14 protein-coding genes are annotated in these 15786 nt (G+C 63.8%); 5 read left to right on the top strand and 9 right to left on the bottom strand.

Annotation, left to right across the window (positions count from 1 at the left end):
• The first annotated feature begins 31 nt into the window (after positions 1–31).
• Positions 32–1753, top strand: coding sequence for a threonine/serine ThrE exporter family protein (locus RAM15_RS00265; RefSeq protein WP_306222204.1), 1722 nt, complete (start codon positions 32–34; stop codon positions 1751–1753).
• Here RAM15_RS00265 and trpS read toward each other — a convergent pair.
• Positions 1750–2835 carry a tryptophan--tRNA ligase gene (gene trpS / locus RAM15_RS00270; RefSeq protein ID WP_306221577.1) on the bottom strand — a complete coding sequence of 362 codons (1086 nt, stop codon included), beginning with the start codon at positions 2833–2835 and terminating at the stop codon, positions 1750–1752. The two genes, RAM15_RS00265 and trpS, sit on opposite strands and share 4 nt — an antisense overlap.
• A 153-nt stretch (positions 2836–2988) precedes the next feature.
• On the opposite strand from trpS, the gene RAM15_RS00275 reads away from it, so the two are divergent.
• Positions 2989–3372: a DUF3073 domain-containing protein gene (locus RAM15_RS00275; protein ID WP_024627535.1), complete on the top strand. Its 384-nt coding sequence runs from the start codon at positions 2989–2991 to the stop codon at positions 3370–3372.
• Positions 3373–3378: 6 nt separating this feature from the next.
• Here the strand turns inward: RAM15_RS00275 and RAM15_RS00280 are convergent, their stop codons facing one another.
• Complete coding sequence (locus RAM15_RS00280; protein ID WP_306221578.1) at positions 3379–3798, bottom strand: sterol carrier family protein; 420 nt, start codon at positions 3796–3798, stop codon at positions 3379–3381.
• Positions 3799–3931: 133 nt separating this feature from the next.
• Positions 3932–4162, bottom strand: a complete 231-nt coding sequence (locus RAM15_RS00285) for a hypothetical protein (RefSeq protein WP_015021110.1) — start codon at positions 4160–4162, stop codon at positions 3932–3934.
• Positions 4163–4316: 154 nt separating this feature from the next.
• On the opposite strand from RAM15_RS00285, the gene RAM15_RS00290 reads away from it, so the two are divergent.
• The gene (locus tag RAM15_RS00290; protein WP_306221579.1) at positions 4317–5078 is read left to right on the top strand and encodes a rhomboid family intramembrane serine protease; all 762 of its coding nucleotides are present in this window, start codon (positions 4317–4319) and stop codon (positions 5076–5078) included.
• Between the two features lie 416 nt (positions 5079–5494).
• Here the strand turns inward: RAM15_RS00290 and crgA are convergent, their stop codons facing one another.
• Complete coding sequence (gene crgA, locus RAM15_RS00295) at positions 5495–5914, bottom strand: cell division protein CrgA (RefSeq protein WP_024627538.1); 420 nt, start codon at positions 5912–5914, stop codon at positions 5495–5497.
• Between the two features lie 90 nt (positions 5915–6004).
• Between crgA and RAM15_RS00300 the strand changes: the two genes are divergently transcribed.
• Both RAM15_RS00300 and RAM15_RS00305 read left to right on the top strand, forming a co-directional pair.
• Positions 6005–6757, top strand: coding sequence for a DUF881 domain-containing protein (locus RAM15_RS00300; protein ID WP_045923788.1), 753 nt, complete (start codon positions 6005–6007; stop codon positions 6755–6757).
• Positions 6758–7897 (top strand): class E sortase, encoded by a 1140-nt coding sequence (locus RAM15_RS00305; protein ID WP_306221580.1) that lies wholly within the window; start codon positions 6758–6760, stop codon positions 7895–7897.
• A 241-nt stretch (positions 7898–8138) separates the two neighbouring features.
• On the opposite strand, the gene pknB is transcribed toward RAM15_RS00305, so the two are convergent.
• The 5 genes from pknB to RAM15_RS00330 are packed head-to-tail and all read right to left on the bottom strand — an operon-like array spanning position 8139 to position 15781.
• Entirely contained in the window at positions 8139–10298 is a 2160-nt protein-coding gene (gene pknB, locus RAM15_RS00310) for a Stk1 family PASTA domain-containing Ser/Thr kinase (RefSeq protein WP_121913886.1), read from the bottom strand.
• Positions 10295–11287, bottom strand: coding sequence for a serine/threonine-protein kinase (locus RAM15_RS00315; protein WP_024627542.1), 993 nt, complete (start codon positions 11285–11287; stop codon positions 10295–10297). The genes pknB and RAM15_RS00315 overlap by 4 nt, the downstream gene beginning before the upstream one ends.
• Entirely contained in the window at positions 11284–12747 is a 1464-nt protein-coding gene (locus tag RAM15_RS00320; RefSeq protein WP_306221581.1) for a peptidoglycan D,D-transpeptidase FtsI family protein, read from the bottom strand. The genes RAM15_RS00315 and RAM15_RS00320 overlap by 4 nt, the downstream gene beginning before the upstream one ends.
• Entirely contained in the window at positions 12744–14234 is a 1491-nt protein-coding gene (locus tag RAM15_RS00325) for an FtsW/RodA/SpoVE family cell cycle protein (protein WP_306221582.1), read from the bottom strand. Before RAM15_RS00325 ends, RAM15_RS00320 begins: the two co-directional genes overlap by 4 nt.
• Positions 14231–15781, bottom strand: a complete 1551-nt coding sequence (locus tag RAM15_RS00330) for a BofC C-terminal domain-containing protein (protein ID WP_144085857.1) — start codon at positions 15779–15781, stop codon at positions 14231–14233. The genes RAM15_RS00325 and RAM15_RS00330 overlap by 4 nt, the downstream gene beginning before the upstream one ends.
• Between the last annotated feature and the right edge of the window lie 5 nt (positions 15782–15786).

Here is a 15786-nt window from a genome sequence, read left to right on the forward strand (position 1 = left end):
CAAGTACCACACCCACTCCATTCCGCTGGACATGGAGGACATTGAACGCGATTACGACAAGCCCATCGTCGAGGCCTGCATAGCGGCCAAGACCAGCCTGATTGTGCGGGTGGGCATGCTGGAGCTGGGGGCCGGCACGGGAAGCTTCCGCGTGCGCGAGATGATGCATAGGATCGCCTACCCCATGGGCGTGCATGTGCGGGCCGACGTGAACCTGACCGACATCGAGGCCACCTGCACGGATGGCGTGTCCCGCATCACCGAGGTGGTGGACCTGCCCACCACCGGGGTCAACACCGAGCGGATCTGGCTGCTGGAGCACTTCGCGGACTGGCTCAGCGTCAAGTGCGGGCAGGCGGGGACCTACCACGCCATGACGGTGGTCTCCCGGGAGCTGGTGGACAACCTGGACGAGCCGAACGTCTACGCGGCGGCCCGCAAGGCTGTCAAGGAGGTGCTGGCCCAGGACCAGGATGCGGCCAAGGCGCTCAAGGATGCAGTGGCCACCGCCGTACACAACGAGGACGAGATCAGCCAGAACCGGATCGATGCGGCGGCCATAGACACCAGAACGGCCGCCGGACTGGGCACCGTAGGCTCCACGCCTCGGCCGGAGGATTCCAAAGGCTCCAAGGATTCGGATTCGAGCGCCGCCGGTTCTGCAGCCACCGGACCGTCTGCAACCAGCCAAGGCCGCGGCTCTGAGGCTGGGCGGCCTGCCTCCTCTGACAAGTCCGCGTCCCCGGAGCCGCAGGCAACGGGCGGCATCACAGTCCGGCAGGCGCACGAACGCCTGGACCTGATCGAGCGACGCAAACCCCTCTATTCGCCCCTCTTCTCAGGCTTCGCCTCGGCCGTGGCCTGCGCAGCCTTCGTCTTCCTGCTGGGCGGCGGCCCCTACGACATGGCCGGAGCCTTCGTCGGCGCTGGCATAGGCCAGTGGGTGCGCCGTCAGATGCTGGGCAGGCGGATCAACCAGTTCTTCGCCACGGGGGTGGCGGTCATCATCGCCGCCCTGGCTTGTGTCGGCACGCTGAGGCTGGTGGGCATCTTCGACCCGGTGGCCCTCAGGCACGACACGGCTTACATCGGCGCCATCCTCTTCGTCATTCCAGGCTTCCCCCTGGTCACCGGCGGCTTGGACATCGCCAAGCTGGACTTCCCATCTGGGGTGCAGCGCATCACCTATGCCTTCTCGATCATCCTGGTGGCCACGCTGGGTGGCTGGGCCGTGGCGCGGATGGTCATGCTCAACCCCCAGGGCTTTGAACCCATGAACCTGAGTCCCTGGCTGATGGCCGGCCTGCGCTTGATTGCGGCCTTCTGCGGGGTCTGGGGCTTCTCGGTCCTCTTCAACTCACCCCAGCGCATGGCCCTGGTGGCCGCCGTCATCGGCGCTCTGACCGACACCATGCGCTTGGAGATGCAGGACATATTCCATGTCCCTCCGGAGATGGCTGCCTTCCTGGGTGCCTTCCTGGCCGGCATGCTGGCCACGGTCTGGCGCTCTTCGGTCCGTCACGGCCTGCTGCCGCCCCACCTGGGCTACCCAAGGATCAGCCTGACCGTGCCCTCCATCGTCATCATGGTGCCTGGCTTGTATATGTACCGGGCCATGTTCTACCTGGGGCAGTTCAATACGCTCAACGCCCTGGACTGGGCCTTCCGGGCCTTCATGGTCATCATCTGCCTGCCCATCGGCCTGGTCACGGCCCGGGTGCTGACCGACCGCTCCTGGCGGTACGACGTCTAGTAGCGCATGCCCATGGCCGAGCGGACCTGATCAAGGGTCTCCTCGGCTATCTGGTTGGCGCGCTTGTTGCCCTCGACCAGGATGTCGCGCACGGCGTCCATGTCCTTGGCCAGCTCGGCCCGACGCTCGCGGTGGGGCGCCAGGAACTCGTTGACCGACTTGGTCACGTAGGCCTTGAGGGCGCCCGATCCGGCATAGCCGATCTCCTCAGCGATGTCCTCGGGCTTCCGGTCGGTCACCAGGCCTGCCGTGGTCAGCAGGGCGGAGACCTGGGGGCGGTTGACAGGGTCGAAGGTGATCCTGCGCTCGGAGTCGGTGGGCGACTTGCGGATCAGCTTGGCCGTCTCCTCGGCGGTGGCTCCCAGCATGATGGAGTTGCCGTAGGACTTGCTCATCTTGCGTCCGTCCAGACCCGGAATCTCAGGGGTGTCGGACAGGATGGCATCAGGCTCCGGGAAGACCGGGGCCTGGCCGGGGTAACGCTCGTCGAAGCGGCGGGCGATGGTCCGGGTCAGCTCCACATGCGGCAGGTTGTCCTTGCCGATGGGCACGACGTTGGCCTTGCAGAAGAGTATGTCGCAGGCCTGGTGGACCGGGTAGGTCAGCAGCAGGCCGGTCAGGGCGTGGCCGCTGGCCTCCATCTCGGCCTTGACGGTGGGGTTGCGGTGAAGCTCGGCCTCGGTCACCAGGGAGAGGAAGGGCAGCAGCAGCTGGTTCTCTGCCGGGGTGGACGAATGGGTGAAGATCATGGTCTTCCTGGGGTCGATGCCCGCAGCCAGATAGTCCAGCACCAGGTTGAGCACGTTGTCGCGGATGTGCTCGGTGGTGTCCCGGTCGGTGATGACCTGGTAGTCGGCGATGACGATGTTGGTGTGCACGCCGCGATTCTGCATCTGGACGCGCTCGCGGATGGAGCCGAAGTAATGGCCCAGATGGAGCCTGCCGGTCGGGCGGTCGCCGGTCAGCATGGTGTAGCGGCTCGGATTCTTGTCCAGCTCGGCCAGCACCTGGTCGGACCGATGCTTGGCGGCTCTGAAGCTGTCGCTGATCTCGTTGCCTGCCGCTGTGACTTCTCCCTGCATGGTCCCACCCTTGCCGTCGTGCCGAATGTCGTTCTGGGAATTGCTTTTATGGTAAAAGTCCGAGCCGACAAGATGCTCAGGTGGTACTCTCATAAATGATGCAAATTCACATTCAAGTTGCCTAAGTGCACGTTACCTGGCGAAGGGGGTCGGATGGGCCGCGGACGTCAGAAGGCTAAGCAGACGAAAATAGCCCGGAAGCTCAAATATCTGACAACGGACACGGATTACGACGAGCTGGCCAAAGAGCTCAGCAGCAAGGAACCCGGAACCAGGGGCAAAGATCCCTTCAAAATGGTTGAAGAGGAGTACTCCAAACCGGATTCGCGCAAATCGGGGGGCCAGGACCCCGAGGATTCCACGGACGATGATCTGGACGATTACGCCCGGTGGGCCGCCGAGGCTGCTGCCAAGGCCACCTCTGGCGAGATGCCGGCCACGCCCAAGCCCCACAAGCGCATACCTATTCCCGTGCCTAGCGCGCTCAAACACCACAAGGACAAGAAGACCGCAGCCAAGGGGTCCGCGAGCAAGTAGCCGGCCTCATACCAGCGGCAGCAGCTCGTGCAGATCGTCTCGCTCGCCCACGGCGCTGATATGCCCGGCGGCGGCTTCTTCGCTCCAGCTGGTGACGCCGGCGGCCAGCCGCAGCCAGACATCCGGGTCCAGTTCGATGACGTCGGGCGGGGTCAGGTTATGCGGGTCGGATGCCGGCCCGTCCAGAATCTTGACGGCCCCCCAAGGCGCCACCCTGACCTCTACGCCGGGGCCGGGAGCCTTGATCTCCAGCATGTGCAGGGAATAGCGGACAGCCATGGCCTTGCTGCGCCTGTCTGTTTGCGGGGTCACTGTCAGCCGGTCGCCCTCCGGGCCCAGATTATTCGCGGCCTCCTTGGCCGCATCGCGCCAGGCCAGAAAATCCCGGCGGCCTTCTTCCATGTCTGCTTCCCGTATGGCACTCATGGCTCCATTGTGACGCGCCGCCCCAACAGGCGTGTCCAGCAGGCTGCAGTCAGGCCGAATTCAGGCATGAAAAAAGGAACCCGTTGCCCTCACGTCTTTGACGCTGGGTCGGATTCCTTCCCGACCGGAACGGTCAGGCCTGTGCGCCCGCTTGCAGAGGGGTCTCGGGATCCTCGGATCCCTTGTCCTCCTCATCCTTGGCCAGGCCCAGGTCGACTGGCGATGAGCTGTTCTCCCACGGCTCCTCCCAGGGATCGTAATCCGGGTTCTGCTGCTTGTATACGAACAGAGCGACAACGCCGGCCAGCAGCGTGCCGAAGAGCAGTGCAAAGAACTTCCAGCCGTTTGAAGATGAATTCTCCATGTTTGGCTCCTTTCGACGACTTTCGTCGGTCCTGCCCACTTCGACCGACCTAGTCAACATCCTAGTAGAAAGCGGCGAACTGTGGGGCGCATCGGTGCCATTGCGGCACGGAAACCGCACACCCCGGGCCGGATGGTCAGGTAAGGTAAGGTTCATGGTCAATGGCATGGGCACCGGTTTCGCAGGCGGAGGGAACGGTCGGGGGCCGCTGGGCTGGATCCGGCGGCACTGGGGTGACCATGCTCCGGTGGTGACCATAGCCATCACCCTGATCTGCATAGTGGCCTGGGTCATCCAGATGGCCCTGTACCTGCTGGCTCCGCTTCGCTACCAGCGGCTTTTGCTGGGCTACTGGGCCTTCGTGCCGATTACGGCCATTCATGAGCCCTGGATGTTCGTGACCAACATATTTCTGCACGCCACCAATGTCTCGCACATCCTCTTCAACATGATCACCCTTTGGGTTGTGGGGCCGGTGCTGGAAAATCTGATAGGGCATGGGCGTTTTCTGGCCCTCTATCTGATCAGCGGGCTGGGCGGAGACCTGGGGCTGATGGTCTATGCGGTCCTGGCGCCCAATGGATGGGGCACGTCGGCCATCGGGGCCTCGGGCGCGCTCTTCGGGCTCTTTGCCGCCATCCTGGTGGTCTACCGCCGTCTGGGGATCGACATCGTTTCCATGGTGGTCTGGATGGCCATCAACTTCTGCATGCCCCTGTTTGTGCCCGGCATCGCCTGGCAGGACCATGTGGGCGGATTCATAGTCGGCGGCCTCTTCATGCTGGCCCTGCTGTACATGGGTCGGCCTGGCTCGCGGGTGCATGGCCTGCTCTCCTGGCTGCTGCCCACGCTGATCTTCCTGGCGGCCCTGGTCCTGCTGGCTCTGGGCTGCAACATGGTCAACCCCATGCGCTGAAAATCAGCATCTGGCCGCCCTGCTGCCGACTGCCGACTATCTCGTCTCCGCTTTGGGCCTCGTTATCGATAAATGACATGGATGTCATCTATCCACATTTGTTGACAATCGTGTGGATAACCTGGGAATAAGTATCCAGAACTGGTGCATATATACCGGCAAAAAGTGGATAAGTGAAGGCAGAACCCAATCAGCAGTAGGGTTGTGGACGAGTGTCCTAGGAAGTCCACGATGAATTCGGGCGATTGTGGATAACTGTGGCTTGAGTCTGACAACAGTGGATGAAATAGGTGGAGCTGGAGGCTTGAATCCACACACGCATAACGTTCAGGTGTGGACGGTTATAGGCAGTATACAAAGAACCCCACAGCCGTGTCTGGACGGTTGCGGGGTCCCTGAAGAACACTGTAGCTGGATCAGTGCCACCACATGGTCATGAGGAAGCCGACCAGCAGAATGCCGAAGCCCACGGCCAGGTTCCAGTTGCCGATGCCGGGGATGGGGAAGACATTGCCCCGGGTGGAGGCGATGTAGTAGACCACGATCCAGATCAGGCCCACCACCATCAGCGTGACGAAGAGAGGCACGAACCAACGTGGATTGGCCTTGGTGCTCTTGATGGTGTCCTCCACGCGGCGGGTGTTCTCCTCCTGACGCTGCACGATGCGGCGCATCTGCGGGGTCATGTGCTTTTTGTCAACGTTCTGGTTGAGCACAGCCTCCACCTTGTCCATGGACAGGCCGTACTCCTCGTCCTCGGCGTCCTCGCCAGTGTCAGCGGTCTTGGCCTCGTCCACCGCCTGGTCCTCGTCATCATGGAGTTGATGCTCTGCCATGAGGTTATTCTCCTTCAGTAGATCTACTAAGCCATAGTAGCGGTTAGACTCGAACGTAATACTATCGCAGATGAGGATGAGGGTATGCCTATGACCAGACGGACGGGACGGCACGGTGCGCGCAGGTCCCTGGTCGGCACAGTGTCCGTGGCTGTGGTGCTGGCCTTGGTCGGGTACATGCTGACCACCAACATCCGTGTCAACAGGACGGTCACGGTCACCTCGGACACGGCCGGGCTGGTGGAGGAGCGCCAGAACAAGGCTGCTGAGCTGCGCAAGGACATCAATGACATGAGCTCCCAGATCAACGCGCTGAAGACCCTTACCGACGACAAGGGCAGTTCGGACCAGTCCCGCGAGGACCCTGGCTCGGGCACGGTGCTCAAGGCCGTCCAGGGGCCGGGGCTGACGGTGACCCTCAACGATTCCCCGCTCTGGCAGCAGAAGGTGGGGTCCGACGGGTCGACGGCCAACATCAATGATTACGTCATCCACCAGCAGGATGTGGAGAGCGTGGTCAACGCGCTCTGGGCCGGGGGAGCCGAGTCCATGCGGATCCAGGATCAGCGGGTGCTGCCCACCACGGCCGTGCGATGCGTGGGCAATGTGCTGCTGCTGCACGGCCGAAAGTACTCGCCGCCATATAAGATTTCAGCCATAGGACCAGTCGACCGGATGACCAAGTCCCTGAATGCTTCGCCATCCATCCGCATTTACAAGGAGTACGTGAATACGGTAGGTCTGGGATGGAATGTCGAATCTTCGGACAATCTGAAATTCCCTGAGACGACGGCTGTCCTGCAGCCACTCCAGTACGCATCGCTAGATGAGAAGGCACGGTAAATGACGACAGAGGACTCGGAGAACGACAGGACGTCGGTCGATAAACCGGCGGATAAACCGGCGGATAAGCCGGCGGATAAGCGGCGAACTTGGCTGGTGGGCATTGCGGAAATCGTAGGGGAGCTGCTGATTACCCTGGCCGTCATCTGCGCCCTCTACGTGGTCTGGCAGCTCTGGTGGACCGGCGTGCAGTCCGAGCATCAGCAGTTGCAGGCCCGGGCCTCGACCTCCTGGAGCAACCCGGGATCGGGCGACTCCCGCAAGGTGGCCAAGCCTCAGAAAGGGGCGCCGCCGGTACAGCCCAAGCAGGCCGCCGAGGGTGAACTGATGGCCCAGGCCTACATTCCTCGGTTTGGACAGCATTGGGAGCGCAATGTGGTTCAGGGCACGTCGCCCCGGGAGCTGGCCTATGCGGGACTGGGGCACTACCCCAATACGCAGATGCCGGGCGAGATGGGCAACGTGGCCATTGCCGGACACCGTGCCGGCTATGGTGAGCCGCTGGGCCATGTAGACGAGCTGCGAGTGGGCGATGCCATCGTCCTGCGCACCAAGGATTACTGGTACGTCTACCACTACACCCGGTACAAGATCGTCTCGCCCGAAGAGGTGAGCGTCATCGCCCCCAACCCTTATTCGCCCAACGACGCTCCTGATCGGCGCATGATCACGCTGACCACCTGCGAGCCCAAGTACACCACGGCCACACATCGGTGGATCAGCTGGGGCGAATTCGGCTACTGGGCCAAGGTGTCCGACGGCGTGCCCAAGGAACTGCTGGGCGACCGTGGCAGCAATGTGGCCTTTGCAGACGACAAGGGCTCGGTCATGGCCAGGCTGGGTTCTCTGCAGCCGGTCTTCCTGGTTTTGGCAGCAGCCTATCTGATCATCTACCTGGCGGCACTGGCTGCCTGGCGTTACCCCCTGCTGCGGCAGATTCGCAAGGGCGAGAAGCCCCAGCCTATGATCAGCCTCTACGGCTGGCTGCTGCGGCACCAGTCCGGCATAGCCCCGATTCGATGGCTTCTGCTGATTCTGCTTCTGCTGGCTCTGGTCTGTGCCTTGATGGAATGGGGCTTCCCATGGCTGGCCAGCAACGTGCCCATGCTCAGACAGATGTCCAACTATTCCACCTTCTGATCGAGACGGCATAGCAAGAGCGGCGGGGCCGCAGGATCCAATGTGATTCTGCGGCCTCGCCGCTTATTGGTGCTATGTCTTGCCGACTGCCGGAAGTGATTGCCCTGGTTTATCTAAGACACCACGGTGGCCATGGTCTGAAAGGCGCCGCTTATATTCACCCCGTACTCATCTGCCTGGCCTTATATGACCCAACATATGGCCCCGGCGGCAGGACTGTGCCCGCCGGGGCCATATCAGGTCAGTTGGCGGAGCTGATGGTGGTCACCGTGATGGGTGTGTTGTCGTCCACCCTGCTTCCCGCCGATGGGTTTACAGCGGTCACCTTGTCCGTGTCCTTGCCGATGGAGGTGATCCTGTCGGCGCTGACACCGCTGTTGGTCAGCTTCTGCCGGTAGCTGCCCAAGGTCTCGCCCTGGGAGAAGGGCGGAATGCGGATGGCTGTGGTCAGGGTGATGGTGTCCTTGGACTTGTCGAAGGAGGCGCCTGCGGCAGGATCCTGGCCGGTGACCTCGGCGTTGTCGTTGCCAGGGCCGTTGACCGTGATCTTGACCCCCTGGCCCAGGGTGCGCTTGGCTTCGCCCAGGGTCATACCGATGTAGTTGCCCAACTGCATGCCGTTGCTGACGGTAACCGTGATCATGGCTCCCTGCTGGACGGAGGATCCGGCAGCCGGATCGGTGCTGATGACCATATCCTTGGCCACGGTGTTGGAGGCCTGCTCGCGGATGGTGATGTTGAAGTGCAGACTCTGCAGGGTCTTGGTTGCGTCGTCCTTGGTCTTGCCAGACAGATCAGGCACCTTGGTCATGCCCGAGGAGATGTAGATCAGGATGCTGGTTCCCTTGGCCACGCTCTGGCCTGCGGCGGGATCCGTGCGGGTCACATGGTCCTTGGGCACGTCCTGGCTGTCTTCCACCGAGGCGGCGGGGGAGACCTTGAATCCGGCCTTCTCCAGGGTTCTGCGGGCCTCCTGCTGGTTCATGCCCTTGACATCGGGAATGGCTGTGTCCTTAGGCCCGGAGGAGAACCAGACGGTCACTGTGGAGCCTCTGGGAGCCATGCTTCCGCCCTTGGGGCTCTGCTTGGTGAAGGTCCCCTTGGGCTCGGCCGAGTCGTGATCCTCCTTCTCCTGGTAGTGGAAGCCTGCGGCGGTGACCTTCTCGCGGGCGAGGATCCGTGACATCTGCGCGTTGATGGTGGGCACCTCGGCCATCTGATGATGGTTCCGGTTCACGACCGTCCAGAGACCCAGTCCGGCGGCCACCAGAAGCAGGGCTCCCAGGACTGCGCCGATGATGATCTTCTTGCGCTTTTTGGCCTTCTGCTGGGCCGTCTTGGCGGCTGTGCGCTCAGCCGTGGCTACGCCGGTGGCAGCAGGGTTGAGCGAATCCTGGACGGGGTTGAAGGCCTGGGTGGCGGCCGTCTCCTCTTCGGTCAGCGGCATGGTGGCCGTTTCGGTGCCCTGCTCGGCATCCTTGCGGGCCTTGACGTTGGCCAGGTCGGTCAGCGGGTTGAAGGCGGCAGCCACCGGGGTTCCGCCGTTCATGAAGGCCAGGATGTCGCTCTTGAAGGCGGAGGCCGTGGCATACCGGTTCTGCCGGTCCTTGGCCATGGCCTTGGCGCAGATGGAGTCCCACATCTTCGGCAGGCCGGGCACGATGCTGCTGGGCGGGGTGGCCACCTCGGTGACGTGCTGGTAGGCGATGGCCACGGCCGAATCCCCGTTGAAGGGCGGCCGTCCGGTCAGCATCTCGTAGAGGACGCAGCCGGCCGAGTAGAGGTCGGAGCGCATGTCCACGCTCTCGCCGCGGGCCTGCTCGGGGCTCAGGTACTGGGCCGTGCCCACCACGCCCTGGGACTGGGTCATCGTGGCGGCCGAGTCGTCCATGGCCCGGGCGATGCCGAAGTCCATGACCTTGACGATGCCCTGCTCCGAGATCATGATGTTGCCGGGCTTGATGTCCCGGTGGATGACGCCCATGTGGTGGGAGTAGTCCAGGGCGCTGAGCATGCCCAGCATGACCTGCTCGCTGTCGCGCTGGCTCAGGGCGCCGTTCTCCTTGAGGATGGACCGCAGGGTCTGGCCCTTGACGTACTCCATGACCAGGTAGGGCACCCGCTCATGGTTGCCCTGGTCGTCGGTCAGTATCTCCTCGCCCGAGTCGTAGATGGAGACGATGTTGGGGTTGTTGAGCAGGGCGACCGAGTGGGCTTCCCGCCGGAACCGCGATAGAAAGACTTCGTCATTGGCCAGATCGGACCGCATGATCTTGACCGCGACGGTCCTTCCCAAACGTGTGTCCACAGCCTTGTGGACCTCGGCCATGCCACCGCGTCCGATCAGCTGTCCCAGACGGTATCGTCCGTCCGCTAGGGACGGCGGCAGTGTGATGCTCATAGGGTATCCCCTCCGTTCGTCGCTTCAAGGCCGCGCTGTGCGCTTCCTTCTCCATAGTGCCCCCAGAAGGGCCTGAAGATGTCTTTTACCGCGTGCGGCCTGCTCATAATGCGTCGAGGCATGGGTGCGCGTGGATTGATGACCTCCGTCTCGCCCACCTGCTGATCCAGCAGCCGCTGCTCGATCCTGGCCAGTGTGTGCGAGACCACCAGTGCATTCGCCGGGCGGTCCCGCGGGTCCTTGGCCAGCATGGACATGACGAAGTTCATGAGTTGGTTGTCCACCGAGTCGGGCAGCGGCGGCACAGGGTCGTTGACATGTGCCGCCGCGATGTCCACCGGGGTGGCGCCGGTGAAGGGCCGGTGCCCGCAGAGCCCCTCGTAGGCCACCACGCCCAGGGAGTAGATGTCTGACTGGGGGGTGGCCTGAAGGCCTTGGGCCTGCTCGGGCGAGATGTACTGAGCCGTGCCCACCACCATGCCGTCCTGGGTGATCTGCCCCTGGTTGGTGGAGTATGAGACCCCGAAGTCGGTGATCTTGACCTCGCCGGTGTCGGAGACCATGATGTTGGCCGGCTTGACGTCCCGGTGGATGACACCGTGGGAGTGGGCCACGTAGAGCCCCCGGGCCGTCTGGATCAGGATGGGCAGCAGCTCGATGGGGTCCAGGGCGCCCCGGTCCCGGTAGATGTCTGCCAGGGATTGGCTGGGCACGTATTCCATGATCAGGAATCCGATGCCGTCATGCTCGTAGTACTCGAAGAGGGCGGCGATGTTGGGGTGGGCCAGGTTGGCGGAATTGTGCGCCTCAGCCCGTAGCCGCAGCAGTTTGGACTCCTCGTTGGTCAGGTCCTCGCGCAGGGCCTTGATGGCCACCACACGGCCCAGTTCGATGTCGTAGCCCTTCCAGACCTCGCCCATGCCCCCTTGGGCCAGACGGCGGTCCAGACGGTACCGTCGATGGATGAGCTGTCCCTGTACCAGTTTCACTTGGCAGCCTCCTGCATGACGCGTTTCATGATCGGCCCGGCGATCTCCATGCCATAGGAGGAGATGCCATGCACCACGACGGCAACAGCCACCTTGGGGTTATCGGCCGGGGCGAATCCTACCATCCACCCGTCATTTGCCGTATTGCCCGCGCCGATCTGAGCCGTGCCGGACTTGGCCGCCACCTGCATGCCGGGGATGGCCAGCTCCGGGTAGCTCTTGGTGGTCACCGCATCCATCATGGTGGTCAGGGCCTTGGCGGTGTCCGTGGAGAAGGCCTGCGAGTAGACCGAGGGCGTGGTTTCGCTGATGACGCTCAGATCGCTGGAGCGCACCCGGTCAACCAGGGTCGGCTGCATGAGCTTGCCCCCGTTGGCCACGGCGGCGACCGTCATGGCCGCCTGCATGGGGGTGGACAGGGTGTCCCCCTGGCCGATGGAGGCCAGGGCGAGCCGGTCCTGGGACTGGTCCTCGGGGAACTTGGATGCCACAGCCTTCATGGGCCGGCCCGTGGAGTTGGTCCCGTCCAAGGTGATGGTGGAGCCGTAGCCGAACTTGCGGGCCTGCTCGGCCAGCGTCTTGCCGCCCAGGCTGACACCCAGCTGGGCGAAGGCGGTGTTGGAGGAGTAGGCCAGGGCGTTCTCCATGCTGATCCTGCCGTTGACCCCGTTGCCCGTGGCTGTGGCGTTGGTCAGGTTGTAGTTGGTGCCGGGCAGGGTGTATGAGGCTCCTGCCGGCAGCTGGCTGTCGGGGTGGTACTGGCCGGACTCCAGGGCGGCGGCGGCCACGACCACCTTGAAGGTGGACCCGGGCGGATACAGCTGCGAGGTGGCCCGGTTGAGCATGGGGTTGTCGGAGCGGGAGGCCAGCTTCTGGTAGGCCTGGGAGGCATCGCCGCTGTCGTGGGCGGTCAGGTCGCCGGGGTTGTAGCTGGGCGTGCTGATCATGGTCAGGATGCGGCCGGTGGAGGGCTCGATGGCCACCACCGATCCGGACAGGTTGCCCAGCATGGAATAGGCCGCCTCCTGCATGCCGGGATTGATGGAGGTCTCGATGGAGGCGCCCTTGTTCTGGGTTCCGGTGAAGAGGGACTTGAGCCGGTCCATCCACAGGCTGTCCGACTGGCCGCTCAGCAGGCGGTCGCGCGAGGCTTCGATTCCCCGGTCGGCCGGGCTGGTGATGGAGTAGTAGCCGGTGATGGGCGAGTAGACGGCCCCCTTGTTGTAGTGCCGCTGGTACTGGAAGGAGTCGTTGATGGGGTCGGACTGGGCAATGACGGCGCCGTCCGAGGTCAGGATGGCTCCCCTGGGTGCCGCATATTCGTGGTAGAGGGCGCGCAGATTTCGCGGATCCGAGTTCAGGCTTCCTGCCCGGATCACCATGATGATGGAGCTGGAAAGCCCCAGGATGACGAAGAGGACGATGACGGCGTTGAAAAGTTGACGCAGGGCCTTGTTCACTGTCCACCTCCTCGCACCTGGCGGGCGGGGATGCGGCCGGTGGCTGGCAGGTCGGTCTGCTCATCCTGGTCCGAATCGTTTTGGTCCGAGTTGTCCTGTCCGCTGCGCTTGCTGGTCTCCTGCTGGCGCAGGACGGCCAGGGCCTCGTACTTGAAGGTGTCTGAGCTGACCTCGGGCGCCGGCTTGTTGGCCGCGTTGGAGATGATGATCAGCAGGACGGCCAGGATGCAGTTGGCTACCAGGCTTGAGCCGCCCGCCGCCATGTAGGGCATGGTCAGGCCGGTCAGGGGGATGACCAGGGTGATGCCGCCCACCACGGTGAAGACCTGGAAGGCCATGGTGAAGACCAGGCCGGAGGCCAGGAGCTTGCCGAAGCCGTCCTTGATCTTCATGGCCGTGATCATGCCCGAGGCCACGATGACCAGGTAGAGGGCCAGGATCACCAGCAGGCCGCTCAGCCCCAGCTCCTCGCCGACCGAGGTGTAGATGAAGTCGGAGTTGGCCAGGGGGGTGATCCAGGGGCGTCCCTGGCCCAGGCCGGTGCCGGTCAACCCGCCGGCGGCCAGGCCGAAGATGCCGCGCACCAGCTGGCCGGACCCGCCGAAGGCCTTGCTGAACTCAGCGTCGCTGAAGGGGTGCAGCCAGGCGTCCACGCGGGCGCCCACATGGGCGAAGATCATGGATGCGGCCACGGCCCCGATGACGAAGAAGACCGAGCCGATGGCGATCCAGCTGGTGCGGCCAGTGGCCACATAGAGCATGGAGACGAACATGGCGAAGTACATCAGCGAGGTGCCCAGGTCATGCTGGATGACCAGGACGGCCAGCGAAATAAGCCAGACGATGATGATGGGGCCCAGATCCTTGATTCGGGGCATCCGCATGCCTAGCACCTTCTTGCCGCCCACGGCCAGCTGGTCTCGGTGGTCGAACAGGTAGGCGGCGAAGAAGAAGGCCAGGAAGAGCTTGGCGAATTCGCCGGGCTGCAGGGTGTGCGACCCCACGCCTATCCAGATGCGGGCGCCGCCGATCTCGCGGCCGATGCCGGGAAGCATGGGCGACAGGAGCAGGACCAGGCCCACCACCATGCTCACATAGGAGAAGCGACGCAGCAGTCTGTAGTCCCGCAGCAGTACCACCAGCAGTCCGCACAGGACCAGGGCCAGACACAGCCAGATCAGCTGGGTGAAGCCCACTCGTGTGGGTTGGCCGATCCGGGCGTTGCGCAGATCTATGCGGGTGATCAGGGTGATGCCCAGTGAGCTCAGAATGACGATGCTGGGCAGGATGGCCTGGCTGCCATAAGGCTGGAAAATCTCCAAGAGGACCCAGAGGGCGATGAAGAGGGCGGCGGTGACTGCCAGCAGGGCGGCGTAGTCTCCAGGGAAGCGGCCCGCCGAGCGGGCGAACATCTGGAAGAAGCCGATGAACCCTACCAGCAGGGAGAAGAGCAGAAGGCCTATGCGGCGCAGACGGATGGCGATCATGACGAGTGCCGCCCGTCCTGGCTGGTTTTCGACGGCGAGGGTGAGGCGGAGGGGGAAGCAGCAGTCTTGGCGCGCTCGCGCTTGAGGTCGCCGGCCTCCTTGCGGATCAGGCTGGCGTGCTCCTGGGCGTCATCCATGCTGGAGACGGTGATGCCCTCTTCCAGCTGGTCACGCCAGGACTGGGGCAGCCCCTTGACGGCGATGTCCGTGGTCTGCACCGGGTGGGACAGCGAGAGGGCGAAGGCCTTGGTGGGCACACCCTGGTAGATGACCACACGGCCCTGATCCGTGCCCAGGTAGTACTGTTCCTGGCTCCAACGATAGGCGGCACCTGTGCCTCCGGCCAGGGCAAGGATTACCAGGGTGATGATGCCGGCCAGGATCAGTCGAATTCTCCGGTGCCGGGAGCGCTGGCGCTTGCGCTGCTCCAAGTGCTCCTTGTGGATGGCGTCAGCCACGTCGGGGTCGTAGGGGTCGGCTGAGGCCGAGCCGTCCTTCTTGCGGACGACGGGGATCTCGCTGGTGTCGGGCACATGCCGTTCGCCGCTCTCCTCGCGGGCCGCCGAGGGCTGGGCAGTGCGGCCATCTTCGTCCTCATCCTCCTGCTTGGCGGTATCCCGGTCCTGGGTCAGATCGGCGGCACGCTTGGCGGGGGACTCCCGGGACTGGTCGCGCAGGCGCGGTGCAGCCGCTACGGGCTCATCCAGGATGTCAGCCAGGGCCTCCAGGTTGGAGCTGGCTGCGCCGCCGACCAGAGGGGTCTGATGGGGCAGGTCGAAGGCATCGGCGTCCAAGGCCAGCGTGGCATCGGCGATGACCACGGTCACGTTGTCGGTGCTGCCGGCCTTCAGGGCGAAGGTGACCAGCTGCTGGGCGCACTCCGCCTGGTCCGAGACCGTGGACAGCACCTCGGCGATGGTCGAGTCCTCCAGAACGCCGCAGAGGCCGTCCGAGCAGATCATCCAGCGGTCTGCAGGCATGGCCTTGGTGATGGAGATATCCGGACGGGGGTCGATGTCGAAGTCCCCCAGGACCCGCATGACTACATTGCGCTGAGGGTGGTTGCGGGCTTCGGCCGGGGAGATGCGGCCGGTGTCGATCAGGTGCTGCACGTAGGAGTGGTCCTGGGTCATCCGGATCAGCTTGCCATCGCGCAGGAGGTAGCCCCGGGAGTCCCCGATATGGGCCAGCACCCAGGAGTCGTCGGCCAGAGCCAGGGCCGTGACCGTGGTGCCCATGCCTGACAGCCGGTGTTCGCGCTTGGCCTTGCCCACGATGGCGTCATGGGCCGCGATGACCGAGGTCTCCATCATCCGAGCCAGGGACTGCACGTCCTGCTCACGGTCGTCGCGTTCGATGTGGGCCAGGGATCGGATGGCTATGGTCGAGGCCGTATCCCCGCCTGCGTGGCCGCCCATGCCGTCGCACATGGCCACCAGGCGCTCGCCGGCGAAGGCAGAATCCTGGTTGTTGCTGCGCACGTACCCCACGTCTGAAACCGCCGTGGAGTAGAGGAACAGCTTTTGGCTCGCATCGTTCCTGGTCATGGGCG

Origin of the sequence: Bifidobacterium asteroides (genome assembly GCF_030758775.1) — a bacterium.
GTDB classification, from domain to species: Bacteria; Actinomycetota; Actinomycetes; order Actinomycetales; family Bifidobacteriaceae; genus Bombiscardovia; species Bombiscardovia kimbladii.

Coding starts and splice junctions, on each gene's coding strand:
- RAM15_RS00265 (WP_306222204.1), top strand. CDS start 32: ATGGAGGACATTGAACGCGATTACGACAAGCCCATCGTCGAGGCCTGC.
- trpS (WP_306221577.1), bottom strand. CDS start 2,835: ATGCAGGGAGAAGTCACAGCGGCAGGCAACGAGATCAGCGACAGCTTC.
- RAM15_RS00275 (WP_024627535.1), top strand. CDS start 2,989: ATGGGCCGCGGACGTCAGAAGGCTAAGCAGACGAAAATAGCCCGGAAG.
- RAM15_RS00280 (WP_306221578.1), bottom strand. CDS start 3,798: ATGAGTGCCATACGGGAAGCAGACATGGAAGAAGGCCGCCGGGATTTT.
- RAM15_RS00285 (WP_015021110.1), bottom strand. CDS start 4,162: ATGGAGAATTCATCTTCAAACGGCTGGAAGTTCTTTGCACTGCTCTTC.
- RAM15_RS00290 (WP_306221579.1), top strand. CDS start 4,317: ATGGTCAATGGCATGGGCACCGGTTTCGCAGGCGGAGGGAACGGTCGG.
- crgA (WP_024627538.1), bottom strand. CDS start 5,914: ATGGCAGAGCATCAACTCCATGATGACGAGGACCAGGCGGTGGACGAG.
- RAM15_RS00300 (WP_045923788.1), top strand. CDS start 6,005: ATGACCAGACGGACGGGACGGCACGGTGCGCGCAGGTCCCTGGTCGGC.
- RAM15_RS00305 (WP_306221580.1), top strand. CDS start 6,758: ATGACGACAGAGGACTCGGAGAACGACAGGACGTCGGTCGATAAACCG.
- pknB (WP_121913886.1), bottom strand. CDS start 10,298: ATGAGCATCACACTGCCGCCGTCCCTAGCGGACGGACGATACCGTCTG.
- RAM15_RS00325 (WP_306221582.1), bottom strand. CDS start 14,234: ATGATCGCCATCCGTCTGCGCCGCATAGGCCTTCTGCTCTTCTCCCTG.
- RAM15_RS00330 (WP_144085857.1), bottom strand. CDS start 15,781: ATGACCAGGAACGATGCGAGCCAAAAGCTGTTCCTCTACTCCACGGCG.